Here is a 16,497-nt window from a genome sequence, read left to right on the forward strand (position 1 = left end):
CCGTCGACCGCATCACGACACATACCGTCGATCCATAGTCAGCTCGGTGATCTCAGGAGAGTACGGAAATGTACAAATCAGCGTCACCGTCGTCCGCCGTCGTGGTCGGCATCGATGGCTCACAGTGGGCGGTGAATGCTGCCCTGTGGGCGATCGACGAAGCCGTCAGCCGCGATGTGCCGCTGCGCTTGCTGTACGTGGTTGAACCACGTGGTCATGGCGACATCGATCCGGAACAGGAAGCCCGCGACCTGGCCTGTGCCGACGTATCGGTCCGCCGGACCCTGGTCGCCGTCGAGTCGGCGGAGAAGCCGGTGAAGATCGAGTGGGAGGTGCTACAGGGGCACCCCGCCAGGGTGCTGTTGAACGCAGCCCGATCAGCCGACCTGCTCTGCATGGGTTCGCTCGGCATCGCCCATGCGACGGGTTCCCGGCTCGGCTCCACCGCAGCGACTTTGGCGACCTCGGCGCTGTGCCCGGTTGCCATCGTTCGCAGTGGCGGTCAGCATTGGTCGGCACGGCCCCGGCACGTGGTCGTAGAGGTCGACGAGGGTCCGGACAGTGTCAACGTCCTCGACGCCGGCATCAACGAAGCCCGGCTGCGCGGTGCCCCATTGACCGTGCTGGCGACGTCGCACACCAAGCTGGCTGACGTCCACGAGCACATCCCCGATGAGAATGCCCGCGCGCGTTTGGACAAACGGCTTGCGCGTCACCGCCTGGCGAACCCGGACATCGAGTTCAATCCGGTCGCAGTCAACGGTTCGACGATGAATTATCTGGAGCACCATGCTGATTCGGTCCAACTCCTGGTCATCAGCAGGCATCGCGGACCCGGCTTGGGAGAGATCGTCGGGACGGCGCGCGCGGTTCCGAGCCAGGTGAACTGCAGCGTACTGATTTGCCGGCATAACCAGCGTCTGTAGGCGCTGACTGGACTATCGTGGTGAGACAGCATTGAATGCGTACCAGAACGTCATCGATATCCGGAAGGGTTTGCGAATGGTCTCTGTTTTTCTCGTCGACGACCATGAGGTCGTACGACGCGGACTCATCGACCTGTTGAGCGCGGACCCCGAACTGGAAGTCATCGGGGAGGCCGGCACCGTGGCGCACGCCATGGCTCAGATTCCCGCGCTCCGGCCCGACGTCGCGGTCCTCGATGTTCGACTGCCGGACGGCAATGGCATCGAGCTGTGCCGCGATCTGCTGTCCCGGCTGCCCGACCTCCGTTGCCTGATGCTGACCTCGTTCACCTCTGACGAAGCCATGCTCGATGCGGTCCTGGCCGGCGCGAGCGGCTTTGTCATAAAGGACATCAAGGGCATGGAATTGGCCGAGGCCATCAAAGCCGTCGGCGCAGGACGGTCGCTGCTGGACAATCGCGCCGCGGCTGCGTTGATGGCCAAGCTCCGCAATGCAGCCGAACGGTCGGACCCGCTTTCGGGCCTGACCGATCAGGAGCGTGCACTCCTGGACCTACTCGGCGAAGGGCTGACCAACAAACAGATTGCCGCACGGATGTTCCTGGCTGAGAAGACGGTCAAGAACTATGTGTCCCGCCTGCTCGCCAAGCTTGGCATGGAGCGTCGGACCCAGGCGGCGGTGTTCGTGTCGAAGCTGGACAGGCCACAGCATCCGGACAACTGACGCACAACTACCGGCAATCCGCGCCGTGATTCTGCGGCGATGACAGAATCACCGGTGTGACAAGCCAAAGCGGCGGAGCCGCCAATCGCCCAATGCGGGCGACGCTGTCCGGCCTGCGGTTACGTGAACTTCTCGGCGAAGTTCACGAGCGGGTGGAGCAGATCATCGAAGGGCGCGACCGCCTGGACGGGCTTGTCGAAGCGATGCTGACCGTGACATCCGGCCTGAAGTTGGATGAAACACTGAGAACCATCGTCCGCACGGCGATCGAGCTGATCGACGCCCGCTACGGCGCACTCGGAGTCCGCGGCGCCGACCACGAGCTCGTCGAGTTCATCTACGAAGGTATCGACGAGGACACGCGGCGCAAGATCGGGGCGCTGCCCCAAGGACGCGGCGTGCTCGGCGTGTTGATCGATGAGCCAAAACCCATCCGCCTCGACAACATTCACACGCATCCGGCGTCTGTCGGGTTTCCCGAACATCACCCCCCGATGGAAACGTTCCTGGGTGTGCCGGTGCGCATCCGGGACGAGGTCTTCGGGAACCTCTATCTCACCGAAAAAGCATCTGGGCAGCCGTTCAGCGAAGACGACGAGGTCCTGGCACAGGCGTTGGCGGCTGCCGCCGGCATCGCCATCGACAACGCCCGACTCTACGAGCAGTCGCAACGCCGCCAGGCGTGGATCGAGGCCACCCGCGACATCGGTACCGCGCTTCTCTCCGGTACCGAGCCGGCCGGGGTGTTCCGGCTGATCGCCGAAGCAGCACGTTCGCTGACGGATGCGGATGCCGCGCTGCTGGCCGTCCCCGATGAGGACGACGCCCCCAGTGAAGAGATCGCCGAACTGCAGATCGTCGACATCGTGGGCGATGTAACACCAACCGCAGTGCAGATTGCGGTCGCCGACGGACCGGTCAGCAGCGCCTTCCACCAACGGATCCCATCGCGCTGCGACGCCACCGACCTCCCCGATGACATTGGGTTCGAGATGGCGCATGCCCTCACGCTGCCGCTACGCACCACTGCGTCCGTCATCGGAATTCTGATCTTGCTCAGAGGCACGGCTCGACAGCCGTTCACCGATGATCAGTTGGACACCATGGCCGCATTCGCCGACCAGGCCGCACTCGCCTGGCAACTTGCGGCAAGCCAACGGCAGGTGCGCGAATTGGACATTTTGGCCGACCGCGACCGGATCGCCCGCGACTTGCACGATCACGTCATCCAAAGGCTGTTTGCGGTCGGGCTCACACTGCAAGGGGCGGTCCCCCGTGCCCGCTCCACCGAAGTGCAGCAACGCATCACCGAATGCGTCGACGACCTACAGGGTGTGATCACCGAGATCCGCACCGCGATTTTCGACCTCCACGGCAGCTCGAGCGGCTCCACCCGGCTCCGGCAGCGACTCGATGCTGCGGTATCTGCATTCTCCAGCAACGAATTGCACACGACAGTGCGCTACGACGGCCCGCTGTCTGTCATCGAAGCGGACCTGGCCGATCACGCCGAAGCGGTCGTCCGGGAAGCGGTGAGCAACGCCGTCCGTCATGGCAAGGCCAGCGCGGTCGTCGTCACCGTCACCGTTGCCGACGACTTGCGCATCGAGGTGGCCGACAATGGCCAAGGGATGGCCGGAACGATCACCGAGAGTGGGCTGGCCAACCTGCGCCGACGAGCCACCGACAGTGGTGGTGAGATGACGGTCGGGCCGGCCCGGGATGGCGGCACCATATTGCGGTGGTGGGCGCCTCTGCCGTGAGTTACTTGCGGTAATGGTCCTGTCTGCCCCTACCGTCGCGATCCAGCTCGTGCCACTCGGCCGCCCACCTGCCGTAGCGCTTGTGGTCAAGCCACCAGCGCAAAGCCAGGACCGCAAGGTACAGGCTCCCGGTCACCCCCAGCCACAGCATGGCCGCTGCGCCGAACGCCGCAGCGGACACCTGCTCGCGACTCTGCGGTGGGCCGACGTATTCGCCCCGATGGTTCACCCACACCGAAGTCTGGTCACCGAGTCTCAAGTTCTGGGGACCCACGAACCAGGCATTGTGGTCGGCCCCGCCAGCACGCCAGCGCACGTGCGTTCGGAATCCGGCTGCCCCGACCCGGGATACGACGACGCTGTTGTCCACCGCGGTCGCGGCGACGGTGTGCCATTCGGCAGACTGCCGGGCGACGGTTTGCTTCTGCTCGTCATAGACCGATGTGCCGAACGCCGCGGCCGGTGCGATCAGCAGCAGCGAAACGATCAATGCCATCAGCCTTGCGGACGCCTCGAGACGGTCACTGCGGCGCACCAGTGGGCTTCGAGAAAAGCACATGAAGTTTCGGAGCCAGAACCGGGTAAACGGACTCCACGTGTACTCGTCCATGGCGGACTCCTTGGTCGGGCCTGACGCCACTTGGCGCAGCATGTGACATTCAGACTGCGTGACAGCTCGGGCCGCGCGGGAGAGACCAATGTCCTTGCCTTCCAATGACGATGGGCATCTGTTTGCTGTCACACGGCCATCCGCGCGGCAGACGAGCAAGTGACCTATGGCTCTGTCACTCGCGCGGCGTCACCTGCAGGATCGCTGTATGACGATCGAGCAGACTCCGGACGTGTCCCCTTCGTCCGTGCCCTTCTCGTCTCCGGCGCGGCCACCTGGCGAAACGCTCTGGGACGGAACAGAGGTCACTGTCCGCGATCTCGAACCCGACGACTTTCCCGCGGTGCTCGCGCTCGCCGACGACCTCGGTGGAGACGAGCTCTATCTCCGGTTTTTCACCTACCTTCCCAAATATGTGGCGGAATGGGCGCATTCGGAACCCGAACCCGCCGCGGGAAACGTCGCACTGGGGGCATTCGACGGCGAACAGCTTGTGGCCGTGGGCAACTACAGCGCCACCTCCGACTTCGGCACCGCCGAGATCGCCATCGTCGTAGCGCATCGCAATCACCACCGCGGGATCGCCACAGCGCTACTGCGGCGGCTCGGAGCGCATGCCAAACGCGCGGGGACCCACCGGCTCGTTGCTGACATGCTGGCGCAGAACGGCGACGTGCGACGGGTCGTCGCAGCTGCCGGCTGGCCGTGCCTTCAGCATCGCAACGATGATGTGCTCACCATCGAGGTCAACCTGACCGAAGACAGCAGCACGGGACGGGCGGAACCCGAACCGACTGCTTCGCTATCTGCCGAATACGCTGTGAGGTAACGCAAATGCCCAAGGTATTTCCCGACCGTGAAACGATGCGCGCTGCCATGGCGCTCGCAACCCGTGCACCATCGGTCCACAACACCCAGCCCTGGCGGTGGCGTATCGGTTCTCACAGTGTGCATCTGTATGCCGAAGAGTCACTGCATCTGGTGCACACCGACCCTGATGGGCGCGATCTCCTCATTAGTTGTGGAGCAGCCCTGCACCATGCGGCGGTGGCGCTCTATGCGCTCGGCTGGCAACCGACCATTCACAGGTTTCCGAATCCCGCTGAGCCCAACCATCTCGCCGCGATCGAACTGGTTCGTTGCACTCCGAATCAGCCTGACATCGCCCTGGCCGCCGCAATCCCCCGTCGTCGCACCGATCGGCGTTACTACAGCGGCTGGCCCGTCGCACTCGGAGACGTCGCTCTGATGACTGCTCGCGCCGCCCGCCTCGGCATCGGGTTACGCCGGGTCAAGCTCAACGACGTCTTGATTACCGCACTGCGGCAGGCGGTTTCACAGCACGCTCACGACACGGAGTACCTCACCGAACTGACGACGTGGAGCGGGCGCTACGCATCGGTGGCTGGAGTGCCTGCCCGCAGTACCCCGACACCCGACTACGGTGCCGCTGTTCCCAGCCGTATCTTCGCGGGTCCGGTGCTGGGCCAACCAGCCGGGACAACCGCATCGGACGACAACGGCTTACTTCTCGCCCTCGGCACGTCGACGGACACCCCACTTGATCGACTACGGGCCGGCGAGGCCACGAGCGCAGTCCTGCTCACCGCTACCGCACAAGGGTTGTCGACGTGTCCGGTCACCGAGGCATTGGAGAATCCGGATTGCCGCGAAATCGTGCGAACGGACGTTTTTGGCGACGAGCTGTTCCCCCAGATGCTCATTCGCGTCGGCTGGGCGCCGCTGAATGCTGATCCGCTGCCCGCGACCCCGCGCCGGCCCCTGTCCGACGTGGTCTCGTGGCTCGACGACGACGCTCCATTCACCTGATTCGGCTCGACGCGCTGCTGATCGACAACGCAATAACCCTCTACCTGAACGGAAGAGCACTCGAAGAGAGGTCCGGACCATGAGCACATCACGCACCATCGAGCACCGCACGCGCATGTTCGCCCGCGTGCTCGGACCGTATCTCCTCATCGCATCCGGCACCGTCGTGACCCAGCCCGGCTATGTCAAGACCATGCTGTATGCATTCGACGGAAGCTCCTTGTGGCCCTGGATCACAGGTGCGTTCGTGTTACCGATGGGCCTCGTCGTGGTCGCACTGCACCCATACTGGCGCGGATTTGCCGCAGCTGCCGTGTCAGTCCTGGGCTGGATGACGGTGGCCAAGGGAATAGCGCTGATGAGCTTCCCTAAGTCATATCTTTCCATGGGACAAGGCGCCTTCACCGGCACGCCGTGGTGGACCATCAGCGTCGTGATCATGGCATTGATCGGGCTGTACCTCACCGTCATCGGGTGGGCTCCGAACCACCGATCTGCCTCATCTGTCGCAACTGTCAAGACCACAGCCGACGCCATTCGGGATCTGCCCCGGGCGGTCTAGCCCCAACGACACATCGTCGCAAGGAAGTCACGATGAAAACCGAGTATCTCAGCGCCGCTGCAGTAGCAATGGCATTCAGCGCAGTCTTGTTCGCGTCCCCGGTCTGCGCCGACGAGGGTAGTGACGGCGCCGACCCTGCAGCCGGCCAGCCCTGTATGGCGGTCAACTTGAACGACACCGCGCAAAGCCCTTCCGGTGAGACACTACGTTGCCTCGCCACCGGCAGCGGCGGTTTCTCCTGGATGACCGATACCGGCGCAGCCGGCACCATCGCACAACTGGAAAAAGAGGGATACAGCGTGCAACTGGAGCGCGTGGGAAGTGCACCGATGGACAAATGCACGGTGCAGAACGTGTGGGACCCCGTCATCCAAACCCGGACCGACCGTTCGACTCCTGGAGGCCCGAACACGCACGCCACCACCATCGTCATCAACAAGACGATCAGGGTCTCTCTCGATTGCACCGGCTAGCGAATGAGTACTACTACTACAACGAAAACGACTGAGGGTCAGCATCTTCAGTCCCCAGCTCCGACAACCGATGGTTGCCCTGACTGGCAGGCGTTGGCCGACGCCGCGCGGGTCGCCCCCGGGGCACACATTCACCTCGCTCGCGACCACGACCCCGGACGACATACGCCAGGTCTGGCCAGAGGCAGTGGCGAATCTGAGCTGGCGCAGGCGAAGGCGCTACTGCTGGATTTGCAGGATCGGTTCTTCGCCGCTGCCGAACAGGCTCTGCTCGTCGTTCTCCAGGCGATCGACGCCGCGGGCAAGGACGGCACGATCAAACACGTGATGAGCGGACTCAACCCCGTGGGCGTCGACGTGTACAGCTTCAAGGAACCCACGCCCATCGAAGCTGCCCACGACTACCTGTGGCGCTACCACCGGGTGCTACCCGAGCGCGGGCGCATCGCGGTGTTCAACCGGTCCCACTATGAGGCAGTCTTGACGACCAGAGTCCACCCCGAGTTTGTGGATCCACCGGTCGCATCCACCGAACTCCATCACCTGTGGCACAGACGGTTTCAGGAAATCAATGAGTGGGAGCGCTACCTTCACGACAACGGGACGGTCATCGTCAAGCTCTTCCTCAATCTCTCCAAAGGCGAACAGAAGCGCCGGTTTCTGCAACGCCTGGAAAATCCGCAGAAGAACTGGAAGTTCTCGGAGAACGATCTGGCCGAACGCGCGCACTGGGACGACTATCAACTCGCGTTCGAGGAGATGCTCACCCACACGAGCACCCCGTGGGCGCCGTGGTACGTCGTTCCGGCCGACCACAAATGGTTCAGTCACCTGACCACCTCGGCAGTGCTCGTGCAGTCGCTGCGTGGGATGAATCCGAATTACCCGGCCCTGGCCGACACCGAGAGAGAGCGCCTGACAGCGGCAAGGTCGAGACTCGACAACGAGCCATGCTGACGCTGGAGCCACGGCGACTCCAATTCGAATCACACAGCTTTGCGAACGGCCTTCTCGAGAGACTTCAGCGCGGCGGGGAGTTGCCGCTCGCAGTCATTGGCGAGGTCAATCTCTCGTTGATACAACACCCCGTAGGTGAAAGTGTCCTCCGTCGCCGCGGTCGCTGCGTCAGCCTGTTCAGCGAGGTTGGCACGGCTCACGACACTATCCTGGTGATCGCCGAGCAGGGTCTGAATGGCCTTCGCAGCCTCCGATACGTGTACTGCGCCATTCGCCGCCGCAACATAGCGTAATCGCTTGGCACTCTTTCGAATACGATGCAGCATCGCGTCGTGGTCCGCGGACTCGGCGGCGGCCGCCGCCTTGACCCGCTTGCAGAGGCGCTGGTATTCGTCTGCGATCGTCTTGACGGCCGACGACTCCACCTGGGCGGCAGCGGCCGACGCCCGCATCGCGATGAGTGCGTCCAGCGCATCGAGCAGCCGGAAGTAACGTACTGAGCGCATCGCAGTGATCGATGCCTGCAGCCCGGCCCGATAACGGCCACCGGCTCCGTCGACCAGACGTGTTCGGACCGGGCCCCGGATGAGCTCCGCCGGCAAACCGTCGAGTGCCCGCTGATGTCGCTCGGCCAAGACCTCGGCGTCGCGCGCAGTACCCAGCACAGCGGCCAACTCGGCCAGCTCATCGAGCAGCCGAGTGTCCTCGGGGAGTCCGAATGCTGTCGGCGACGCCTGCAGGAGACTCCGAATCGTCCGAATGGCGACCCGCATCTGGTGCACCGCATCCGGCGCGTCCACCCGCACCGCGCGGTCCCACTCCAACAGCTTTTCGAGCTGCTCACCGACCGCCCGATGCACCTGGTCCAGCTTGCCGGCACGTGGTTTCGGCGCTGTTGCCGACGGGCGTGGGTGGTCGCTGGTTGGAGCCACCGGCGCCAAGGGGCGGTCGCGGACGATCGCCAGCACCATGTCACGCAATGAGTCCGGTACGTTGTCGTCGACGACGCCCACAGCCATGCTGGTCCTCATGTTGGCATCCGGCTCGGCCGGCAGAGTCAGATGCCAGCCCGGGTTGCTGCCACCGATGCAGCGTCTCAACGACACCCGGTGTGCTGCCAGATCATGGCCGGCAGTGTCGTAGTACGCCGACTGAGATGGCGTCCCGGGCCGTACCGATTGAGTCATATCTGGACTACGTCCGAATCGCTCGGTTCCGACGCGTCCAGGTCGCGCGCAATTATCGCCATCATCGTGCGCAGATCGTTGTTCGCCCGGTGCAGATAGACCGCAGCCATTTCGATTGCTGCCGCGTCGTGATGCACGATTCCCGACACGCAGTAGGTAAATCCGAAGCGGTAATCATCGATCACCTGCTGCAGCGCGGTGTTCAGCACCGCGTCCGGGCCCGGCAAGAGTTTCTGTAGGCGCGGCAAAGTTGCCGCACCCGACTGGCAGGCGCGCTGAATTCCCATCTCGTCTGCTTGGGTTGACGCCGCAACCATGTTGTCACGTTGGACGAGCAGCGCATCGAGTGGCGCTTCGAGTTGAGCCAGCCACGCATACAACTGCTCGCCGGCCGCCGCTGAGGTCGCCTGTGTCGCAGTTCGATCGGCTGGTGCGGCGGAAGTATCCGGCAATACCACGCGAACAAGCGAGAAGCCCTGAAACAGCCAGCCGACGACCATCATCACAACGATCAGGGTGGCAGCAACCGGCAGCAGAATTCGCCCCTGGCGCGCATCCTTGACCGGATCACTTGTCACACAGCCAATATCGCCCGCGCCGGGGGCCTGCTCTCGGCACTTCGAGTTGGAAACGACCATTCGGGAACCCTCCCCAGCATCTTGGCACTCCGGACGGACCATCTCTAGATCGTCCACCGTTCGGATAGCGAGTACACGGGTCAAAGGTCCTCTGGCACAATGCCGGAAGCCTTCTTAAGGGCCCGGCTCGAGAGTAATTTCCGGCTTCAACCACAGCGCGCTCACGACTGCCGTACGCAGACTTCTGACCTAAGTCACTAGTGCGATCCGAGGTGTCGCGGGCAAGCTCGACGCATGGATTCTATTGAGCGAAAATGACCATCACGAGCCGCACAATCCGCTGGCCACCGACTATCGCGCAGCTACAGTCGTATCAATTGACCTGGCTCCGCGGCGATCTCGTCGCGGGTGCGACCGTAACCGCTTATCTGGTTCCACAAGTGATGGCTTGTGCAATGCTGGCGGGGATGCCTCCGCTGACCGCGCTGTGGGGTGCCGCGGTGGCTCAAATCGCATACGTCCTGTTCGGTTCCTCGAGCCGACTGTCCCTCGGGCCGGAATCGGCCACGGCGTTGCTCACCGGAACTGTGCTTTTCCCGATCGCCGGCGGCGATATTGTGCTCCATCAGACACTGGCGGCGGTACTCGCAGGATTCGTCGGCCTTGTCTGCCTGGTCGCCTCACTGGCCCGGCTAGGTTTCTTGGCCAACCTGCTGTCCCGCCCCATCCTGATCGGATACATCACCGGAATCGCGGTCGTGATGCTAGTCGGCGAAGCGAGCGCCATTACCGGCGTGGCTATGCCAGATGAGCGGATAGCCGCTGTCGCCCAGTCGATTCCAGAGGTGGCACGTCAGCTGCACACACCCACTCTGATCTTGGCAGTGGGTGTCCTCGGACTGCTGTTCGCGCTCGACAGGTGGGCCCCCAAGCTTCCCGGACCGGCGATTGCCGTTGTGGCCGCTACCGCCTTCGTGTCATGGAGAGCAGACTGGTTTCGCGGCACGCAGTCGCTGGGAAGCGTTCCCGAACCGATGCAGGCGTTCGGATTCCCCCATGTGACCTCGGGCCAACTGTCGGCTCTCGTTCTCCTCGCTATCGGGATATCCATCGTGGCATTCTCGGATGCGGTACTGACCGCACGAGCGTTCGCGGCGCGTGATGATCAAGAACTCAACCCAAACACCGAATTGCGCGCGCTGGGAATCGCAAATGCCGCTGCGGGCCTGGTCCACGCGTTTCCGGTCAGCGCCAGCGCATCCCGCACGAGTTTGGCACGGGCAGTCGGCGGCAAGACGCAATTGTATTCGATCACCGTGGCGCTGATGGTGTCAGCAGTCGCCCTGTTCGGCCGTAACGTGCTGTCTCACATACCCGTCCCGGTTCTCGGGGCGCTGGTCATCTACGCGGCGATCCGTATGGTCGACGTGGCCCAGTACCGCCGGCTGGCTCGCTTTCGGCGCAGCGAACTAGTGCTGGCCTGCGCGACCGCCGTGGCTGTGCTCGGCTTCGGCGTGCTCAACGGCGTACTCGTTGCCGTCGGACTGTCCATCTTCGACTTGCTGCGCCGCATCGCGCATGCGCACGACAGCGTCCTCGGCTTCGTTCCCGGCCTCGCCGGCATGCACGACGTCAACGACTATCCGGATGCGACGCCGCTGCCCGGCCTGGTCGTCTACCGGTACGACGCACCCCTGTGCTTTGCGAATGCTCAAGATTTCCGCAGCCGAGCACTTGCGGCAGTGGACCAAACAGGCGGGCACGTCGAATGGTTCATCTTGAATGCCGAAGCGAACGTGGAGGTCGACTTGACCGCCCTCGACGCTCTTGACCAACTCCGCGAGGATCTGGCGCAACGCGGAATCGTGCTTGCCGTCGCACGTGTCAAACAACACCTCCGCGACGCTCTCGCGGCAGCTGGGTTACTCGCACGGATCGGCGAGGACCGGATCTTTCCGACCCTGCCAACCGCGGTCGACGCCTTCAGGCACCGCTGAATCACAGTCCGGTCGGATACGTTTCCGGGGTTTCGCCCGCGTGCCAGACACTTGTCGGTTCCAGCGGTTCGAGCGCGCGTGTCCGATCGATATGGATCATCGCGTCATATTGGTCGGCGGGCCGTACGTGGTAATAGTGGCTCTGCCGTTCGGTGGCAGGCAGATAGATCACGCCGATGGCGCGACCGAGGCGCACCACCGAAAGCGGCTCGGCGGCCGCATCGGTGATCAACGGCGAAACGAAGAACGATTCCCTACCTACTTCGTGCAAGAGCTCTTCTATGCTGCCGTTGAGCGCCGGACGCACCGCCTTGCGTTCCGCGATGCCACCCCACTCGCTGGCCGCGGTAACACTGCCCGTGTAGGTGCTGAATCCGATGAGACGGCAGTCGCTGCCATAGCGTTCCCGAACAAGCTGGCCGAGGGTGAGCTGCCCGTCGTTGCCCACTTCCGTCGCGCGCGCATCGCCGACATGCGAGTTGTGCGCCCAGACAACAATTTTCGGTGCCGGTCCACCTTCACGACCGAGATGATCCAGCAGTGCGGTCAACGTGTGGACCATGTGGGTGTCGCGCAGATTCCACGACGCGACGCGGCCACCGAACATCGCGCGGTAATAGACTTCGGCATCACGCACCGTCTGGGCATTCTGTTGGGCGTAAAAGGCCTCGTCTTCATGCAGTAGGCCGTCGCGCCGCGCAACGTCCACCGCATTCCGCTGCATGTCGACGAGTTGCTCGATCGCCTGACGCTCACATGACGCGCCCGCGCCGAACGCCGCCTTGAACCCGTAGGCCTGCCCGTCGCCGGCGGACGAGGCATGGTCGAAGCACGAGTAGCGTTCCCGCGCCCGGGCAGCTGCCCGCGGGTCGGTCTTGTCGAGGTAGGCGATCACCTCGCCCATCGAACGATGCAGGCTGTACAGGTCCAGACCGTAGAAGCCGGTCATCCTCTCGTTGCGATTCGCGCACTCGACATTGTGCCGGCGCAGCCAGTCGGCGAAATCACGAACCACCACGTTCCGCCACATCCAGGCCGGGAATCGTTCGAACCCGCTCAGCGCCTGGTCGGAGGAGTCATCGTGACCGATTCCCCTCACATACCTGTTCACCCGGTACGCGTCCGGCCAATCCGCTTCTGCCGCAACGGCACAGAAGCCTTTCTCGCGGATCAGCCATTTCGTGATGGCGGCACGTGCGGCGTAGAACTCGTGCGTGCCGTGTGAGGCCTCGCCGATGAGGACGACCTTCGCGTCACCGATCAGCTCCTCCAGTACCTCGGTGGGCGGCATACCGTCGGGCGCGTCGATCGCCGCGGCGTTGATGACTTCGGCGGGCGTCTTCCCGCGAAGTCGAGTCCCAACAGCCGGCCGGAGCGTCGGCGTCGCCAACAGCTCTCGCACTTCCGAGTCGCTGACCTGGCTGAAATCCCAGAAGGATTCGCCGACTGCCCGGAACGGGTTCGGCATGCTGGCGCACACGAAGTCGTCGGCCAGGCCGGCGAATTGCCGGCAGCTCGATTCCGAGGCAGCGGGCACCGCCACCACAATCTCCTTCGGGTCGGCCTCCCGCAGTGCCTGCACCGCAGCGAACATGCTGGCGCCGGTCGCCAGACCGTCATCGACAACGATGACGGTCTTGCCGGCGACATCGACCGGCGGTCGGCCGTCCCGATAGGCGACCTCCCGCCGCTGCAGTTCACGGCCTTCCCGTTCGGCGATATCGGACAGCCGCTGCGGCGAAACCCGCAGTGCCCGCACCACGTCGTCGTTGATGACGATGCGCCCTCCACTCGCCAGTGCACCCATCGCGAACTCTTCATGTCCGGGTGCACCCAGTTTCCGGACGATGAACGCGTCCAGTGGTGCGCCGAGCGCAGCAGCGACTTCCCACGCGACGGGGATGCCGCCTCTGGCCAGGCCGAGCACAACGACGTCCGTCTTGTCGCGGTATGCGGTCAACAATTCGGCCAACGCGCGTCCCGCCTCGCGGCGATCGCGGAACACGCGCCGAGGCGCATGCTGTGTCACGTTTCGAGCTGACATCGATCGACTCCTTATCCATCGATCCGGTTTTGCGCCGAAAGCCTCTGACGGCAGCACCCAACCGGTCGTCAAGACGGCTGCTTCTCCCCATGTTCACCCGGCTGGCGCCTGCCCAAAAGGGTCACTCGCCATGGACCGAAGGGACTTCGGTCCATGGCGTCGGGCGCCACCCACTGCTACTGCCGAAGGTCCCTCGGACTGCGGCCGATAAGCCCTGCCCGTGCGGCCGAACGGGGCTCAGCATCATTCGACAAGCAACACCAACTTCATGCGCTTCGCGCGATCCGATGGGAGTTTTCGTGGACACCACACCATTCCGTCCGCTGCTCGGCCACCACGGGCCGTTTGCCTCGATCTACTTCGACATCGCACTCAACGTGCCCGACGGCCAGGAACGCATGGACGCGACCTGGCAGGACATCCGTCGCGGTCTGCTCCACCAAGGCGCCGACAACAAGATCATCTCGATGCTGGAACCCGCAGTGCGGCAACAGCTGTCGCTGGCCGGTCCGCGCGGCCTGATTGCCAGTCCCGACGGCGTGCACATCGCCGCGGCCGCGGGCTATCCACGGTCCGGGTTGCCGCTGACCCGCGTGTCGCAGCTGCCCTACGTGCTGCCGCTCATCAACGGGGACCTCTGGCACCCCAGCTTTCTGTTCGTCGCGGTCGACCGGGAAGGCGCCGAGCTGACCGCGCACCACAATCACCACCGAATCCGTCGCGAAACCCTGCACGGAGAAGGGTTTCCGGTGCACAAGGCGGCGACTGCCGGAGTGAACGGCTATGGCGACTTCCAGCACAGCGTGGAGGAAGCGGTCCGAATCAACATCCGCGCTGTCGCCGCCCGGGTTGCAGAGCTTGCCGACCAGATCGGCGCTGCGGTGATCTTCGTGTCGGGGCAAGTGCGCACCCGCGCCGCGCTGATGGCCGAGCTGCCCAAGCGATTCGCCACGTCGGTGGTCGCCCTGCCGAGCGGGGCGACAGGACAACGGTTGGCGGACCATGACGCTCAGGAATTCATCGACGAAGTACTCCGTACCCGGCACGCGACCGAGATGCAGCACCTCACAGATACTTTTGCGAAAGAGCGGGGCAATCAGTCGGGGCGGGCAGTCGACGGCCTGCGGGCGGTGTGCGCGGCGTTACGCGACGGCAACGTGGAGACGCTGTTGATCGGCGAACTGGGCGCCACCGCGGTACTGCTCGGGACCGACGCGACATCGGTCGCGACCGACGCCGACACCCTCTCGGATCTCGGGCAGGCTCCCAGCGCGGTCGTCCGTGCGGACGAAGCATTGCCATTTGCGGCCATCGCAGGCCGGTCGGCCATCGAGTATGCACACGGCGACCTGACCCTCGCCGACGGCGTCGGCGCGCTCCTCCGGCATCGCGCAATCGACTACGCACCGGCAGACGGGCCGGCGGTGCAGGCGCGCGGATGAGCGACCGGCTGACAGCGCTCGACGCCGGTTTCCTGCAGGCCGAAGATTCGGACTCGCATGCGAGTCTGGCTGTTGCGGTCCTGGCCATCATGGCGGGCCCCGCCCCGGAGTTCGCCGAACTTCAGGCCGCCATCGAGGAACGGTCAGCCGAGGTTCCGCGCATGCGTCAGGTGTTGCATTCGTTTCCGCTCGATATCAGTGCCCCGCAATGGGTGACCCCACGCAATTTCGATATTGCGCACCATGTTCGCAGGCACGCCGTGACGGCTCCGGGTGACGACGCCGCGGTCTATCGTGCTGTTGCGGAAGTGATGGAGCGCCGGCTCGACCGGTCTCGTCCATTGTGGGAGACGTGGGTGTTTGACGGTCTCGGCGACGGACGGTGGGCCATGCTGGTCAAACTGCACCACTGCATCGCCGATGGCGTCTCGGCGGCGGCCATGCTCGCGGGCATCTGCGACGACCAGCCGAGCCCTCGCGACGAAGTACCGAACACCACGTCACCCTCGAGCCGTTCTCCGCGCCGCGGCTTCAACCCGCTGGCGATCGGCAGTGATGCGTGGCGAATGCTGACATCGACTGCCCGGGGCGGCGTGCGCGTAGCCTTCGGCGCCACTCAGATCGTCGGTGGCATGCTCACCACGCCCGCGCAGCAGCTCAACGGCCAACTCAGCGATCTGCGCCGTTTCAGCGCCGTTCAGGTCTCGCTCAGTGATGTCCAGTTGATCAGCAAACGCTTCGGTGTCACGGTGAATGACGTGGCACTAGCGGCCATCACCGACGGCTTCCGCTCGGCCATGTTGCGTCGCAACATGCAACCTTCAGCCGGACCGATCCGGACCTTGGTACCAGTTTCCGTCCGGCCCCCCGAACGGCAGCACGTGCCAGACAATCGGGTCTCGCTGTTGCTGCCTGACCTGCCGGTCGATCGTTCAGATCCGCTCGAACAACTTCGGCTGGTCCACCGGCGATTGTCGGCCGCAAAGCGCAGTGGCCAGCGTCAGGCTGGTTCATGGGTGGTCGCGGCAGCCAACCTGGTGCCGTTTCCGATCATGGCATCGGCGGTACGCCTACTCGGACGGCTGCCGCAACACGGTGTCGTAGCCGTGGCCACCAACGTCCCTGGACCGCGAAAGCGAATGCGCATGTTGGACCGGGAGATCATCGACCTCGTGCCGGTACCGCCCATCGCCGTCGGGATCCGCACGGGTATTGCGATCATGAGCTACGCCGACCACGTAACCTTCGGTGTCATCGGTGACTACGACGCCCAACTCGACGTCGATGAACTGGCCGGTGGGATCGAGCGCGGCATTGCTCGACTTGTCGCCGTCGCATCCGCCGCGATACATACCCGGCGACTGGGAAACCTCATGTTGCTCAGCGGCTGAGAAGAGTCACAGA

Annotated in this window: 14 protein-coding genes and 1 pseudogene; 11 read left to right on the forward strand and 4 right to left on the reverse strand. The window is 64.2% G+C overall.

The window, feature by feature from the left end:
- The first annotated feature begins 68 nt into the window (after positions 1-68).
- The 3 genes from ACX12F_RS15640 (at position 69) to ACX12F_RS15650 (ending at position 3,413) form a co-directional block, all read left to right on the forward strand.
- Positions 69-926, forward strand: a complete 858-nt coding sequence (locus ACX12F_RS15640) for a universal stress protein (RefSeq protein WP_459365465.1) — start codon at positions 69-71, stop codon at positions 924-926.
- Between the two features lie 76 nt (positions 927-1,002).
- Entirely contained in the window at positions 1,003-1,650 is a 648-nt protein-coding gene (gene dosR / locus ACX12F_RS15645) for a hypoxia response regulator transcription factor DosR/DevR (RefSeq protein WP_459365466.1), read from the forward strand.
- A gap of 92 nt (positions 1,651-1,742) precedes the next feature.
- Positions 1,743-3,413 carry a GAF domain-containing sensor histidine kinase gene (locus ACX12F_RS15650; RefSeq protein WP_459370371.1) on the forward strand — a complete coding sequence of 557 codons (1,671 nt, stop codon included), beginning with the start codon at positions 1,743-1,745 and terminating at the stop codon, positions 3,411-3,413.
- Position 3,414: 1 nt separating this feature from the next.
- On the opposite strand, the gene ACX12F_RS15655 is transcribed toward ACX12F_RS15650, so the two are convergent.
- The gene (locus ACX12F_RS15655; protein ID WP_459365467.1) at positions 3,415-4,023 is read right to left on the reverse strand and encodes an Rv1733c family protein; all 609 of its coding nucleotides are present in this window, start codon (positions 4,021-4,023) and stop codon (positions 3,415-3,417) included.
- 208 nt (positions 4,024-4,231) lie between these two features.
- Between ACX12F_RS15655 and ACX12F_RS15660 the strand changes: the two genes are divergently transcribed.
- The 5 genes from ACX12F_RS15660 to ACX12F_RS15680 all read left to right on the forward strand — a co-directional run bounded on the left by ACX12F_RS15660 (position 4,232) and on the right by ACX12F_RS15680 (position 7,845).
- Positions 4,232-4,852: a GNAT family N-acetyltransferase gene (locus tag ACX12F_RS15660; RefSeq protein ID WP_459365468.1), complete on the forward strand. Its 621-nt coding sequence runs from the start codon at positions 4,232-4,234 to the stop codon at positions 4,850-4,852.
- Positions 4,853-4,857: 5 nt separating this feature from the next.
- A complete protein-coding gene (locus ACX12F_RS15665) occupies positions 4,858-5,853 on the forward strand; it encodes an Acg family FMN-binding oxidoreductase (RefSeq protein WP_459365469.1) in 996 nt (331 codons plus the stop codon).
- A gap of 79 nt (positions 5,854-5,932) precedes the next feature.
- Positions 5,933-6,415, forward strand: coding sequence for a hypothetical protein (locus ACX12F_RS15670; RefSeq protein WP_459365470.1), 483 nt, complete (start codon positions 5,933-5,935; stop codon positions 6,413-6,415).
- 32 nt (positions 6,416-6,447) lie between these two features.
- Positions 6,448-6,888: a hypothetical protein gene (locus tag ACX12F_RS15675; RefSeq protein WP_459365471.1), complete on the forward strand. Its 441-nt coding sequence runs from the start codon at positions 6,448-6,450 to the stop codon at positions 6,886-6,888.
- A gap of 93 nt (positions 6,889-6,981) precedes the next feature.
- Positions 6,982-7,845, forward strand: a complete 864-nt coding sequence (locus tag ACX12F_RS15680) for a PPK2 family polyphosphate kinase (protein ID WP_459365472.1) — start codon at positions 6,982-6,984, stop codon at positions 7,843-7,845.
- Positions 7,846-7,874: 29 nt separating this feature from the next.
- On the opposite strand, the pseudogene ACX12F_RS15685 reads toward ACX12F_RS15680, so the two are convergent.
- Together ACX12F_RS15685 and ACX12F_RS15690 are read right to left on the reverse strand one after the other, a co-directional pair.
- Positions 7,875-8,756, reverse strand: a pseudogene (locus tag ACX12F_RS15685) (CHAD domain-containing protein); the annotation flags it as partial.
- A gap of 272 nt (positions 8,757-9,028) precedes the next feature.
- A complete protein-coding gene (locus ACX12F_RS15690; protein ID WP_459365473.1) occupies positions 9,029-9,670 on the reverse strand; it encodes a hypothetical protein in 642 nt (213 codons plus the stop codon).
- A gap of 254 nt (positions 9,671-9,924) precedes the next feature.
- On the opposite strand from ACX12F_RS15690, the gene ACX12F_RS15695 reads away from it, so the two are divergent.
- Positions 9,925-11,607, forward strand: a complete 1,683-nt coding sequence (locus ACX12F_RS15695) for a SulP family inorganic anion transporter (RefSeq protein ID WP_459365474.1) — start codon at positions 9,925-9,927, stop codon at positions 11,605-11,607.
- 1 nt (position 11,608) lies between these two features.
- On the opposite strand, the gene ACX12F_RS15700 is transcribed toward ACX12F_RS15695, so the two are convergent.
- Positions 11,609-13,651: an erythromycin esterase family protein gene (locus ACX12F_RS15700; RefSeq protein ID WP_459365475.1), complete on the reverse strand. Its 2,043-nt coding sequence runs from the start codon at positions 13,649-13,651 to the stop codon at positions 11,609-11,611.
- Between the two features lie 299 nt (positions 13,652-13,950).
- On the opposite strand from ACX12F_RS15700, the gene ACX12F_RS15705 reads away from it, so the two are divergent.
- Positions 13,951-15,093, forward strand: a complete 1,143-nt coding sequence (locus tag ACX12F_RS15705; RefSeq protein ID WP_459365476.1) for an Rv2629 family ribosome hibernation factor — start codon at positions 13,951-13,953, stop codon at positions 15,091-15,093.
- Positions 15,090-16,484: a WS/DGAT/MGAT family O-acyltransferase gene (locus ACX12F_RS15710; protein WP_459365477.1), complete on the forward strand. Its 1,395-nt coding sequence runs from the start codon at positions 15,090-15,092 to the stop codon at positions 16,482-16,484. Before ACX12F_RS15705 ends, ACX12F_RS15710 begins: the two co-directional genes overlap by 4 nt.
- The last annotated feature ends 13 nt before the right edge of the window (positions 16,485-16,497 follow it).

The organism is Mycolicibacterium sp. HS_4_1, from assembly GCF_054515875.1.

What these genes read in the sequence shown, in the direction of transcription:
- ACX12F_RS15710 (WP_459365477.1), top strand. Translation starts at nt 15,090, where the DNA reads ATGAGCGACCGGCTGACAGCGCTCGACGCCGGTTTCCTGCAGGCCGAA.
- ACX12F_RS15690 (WP_459365473.1), bottom strand. Translation starts at nt 9,670, where the DNA reads ATGGTCGTTTCCAACTCGAAGTGCCGAGAGCAGGCCCCCGGCGCGGGC.
- ACX12F_RS15670 (WP_459365470.1), top strand. Translation starts at nt 5,933, where the DNA reads ATGAGCACATCACGCACCATCGAGCACCGCACGCGCATGTTCGCCCGC.
- dosR (WP_459365466.1), top strand. Translation starts at nt 1,003, where the DNA reads ATGGTCTCTGTTTTTCTCGTCGACGACCATGAGGTCGTACGACGCGGA.
- ACX12F_RS15655 (WP_459365467.1), bottom strand. Translation starts at nt 4,023, where the DNA reads ATGGACGAGTACACGTGGAGTCCGTTTACCCGGTTCTGGCTCCGAAAC.
- ACX12F_RS15675 (WP_459365471.1), top strand. Translation starts at nt 6,448, where the DNA reads ATGAAAACCGAGTATCTCAGCGCCGCTGCAGTAGCAATGGCATTCAGC.
- ACX12F_RS15650 (WP_459370371.1), top strand. Translation starts at nt 1,743, where the DNA reads ATGCGGGCGACGCTGTCCGGCCTGCGGTTACGTGAACTTCTCGGCGAA.
- ACX12F_RS15660 (WP_459365468.1), top strand. Translation starts at nt 4,232, where the DNA reads ATGACGATCGAGCAGACTCCGGACGTGTCCCCTTCGTCCGTGCCCTTC.
- ACX12F_RS15700 (WP_459365475.1), bottom strand. Translation starts at nt 13,651, where the DNA reads ATGTCAGCTCGAAACGTGACACAGCATGCGCCTCGGCGCGTGTTCCGC.
- ACX12F_RS15695 (WP_459365474.1), top strand. Translation starts at nt 9,925, where the DNA reads ATGACCATCACGAGCCGCACAATCCGCTGGCCACCGACTATCGCGCAG.
- ACX12F_RS15665 (WP_459365469.1), top strand. Translation starts at nt 4,858, where the DNA reads ATGCCCAAGGTATTTCCCGACCGTGAAACGATGCGCGCTGCCATGGCG.
- ACX12F_RS15640 (WP_459365465.1), top strand. Translation starts at nt 69, where the DNA reads ATGTACAAATCAGCGTCACCGTCGTCCGCCGTCGTGGTCGGCATCGAT.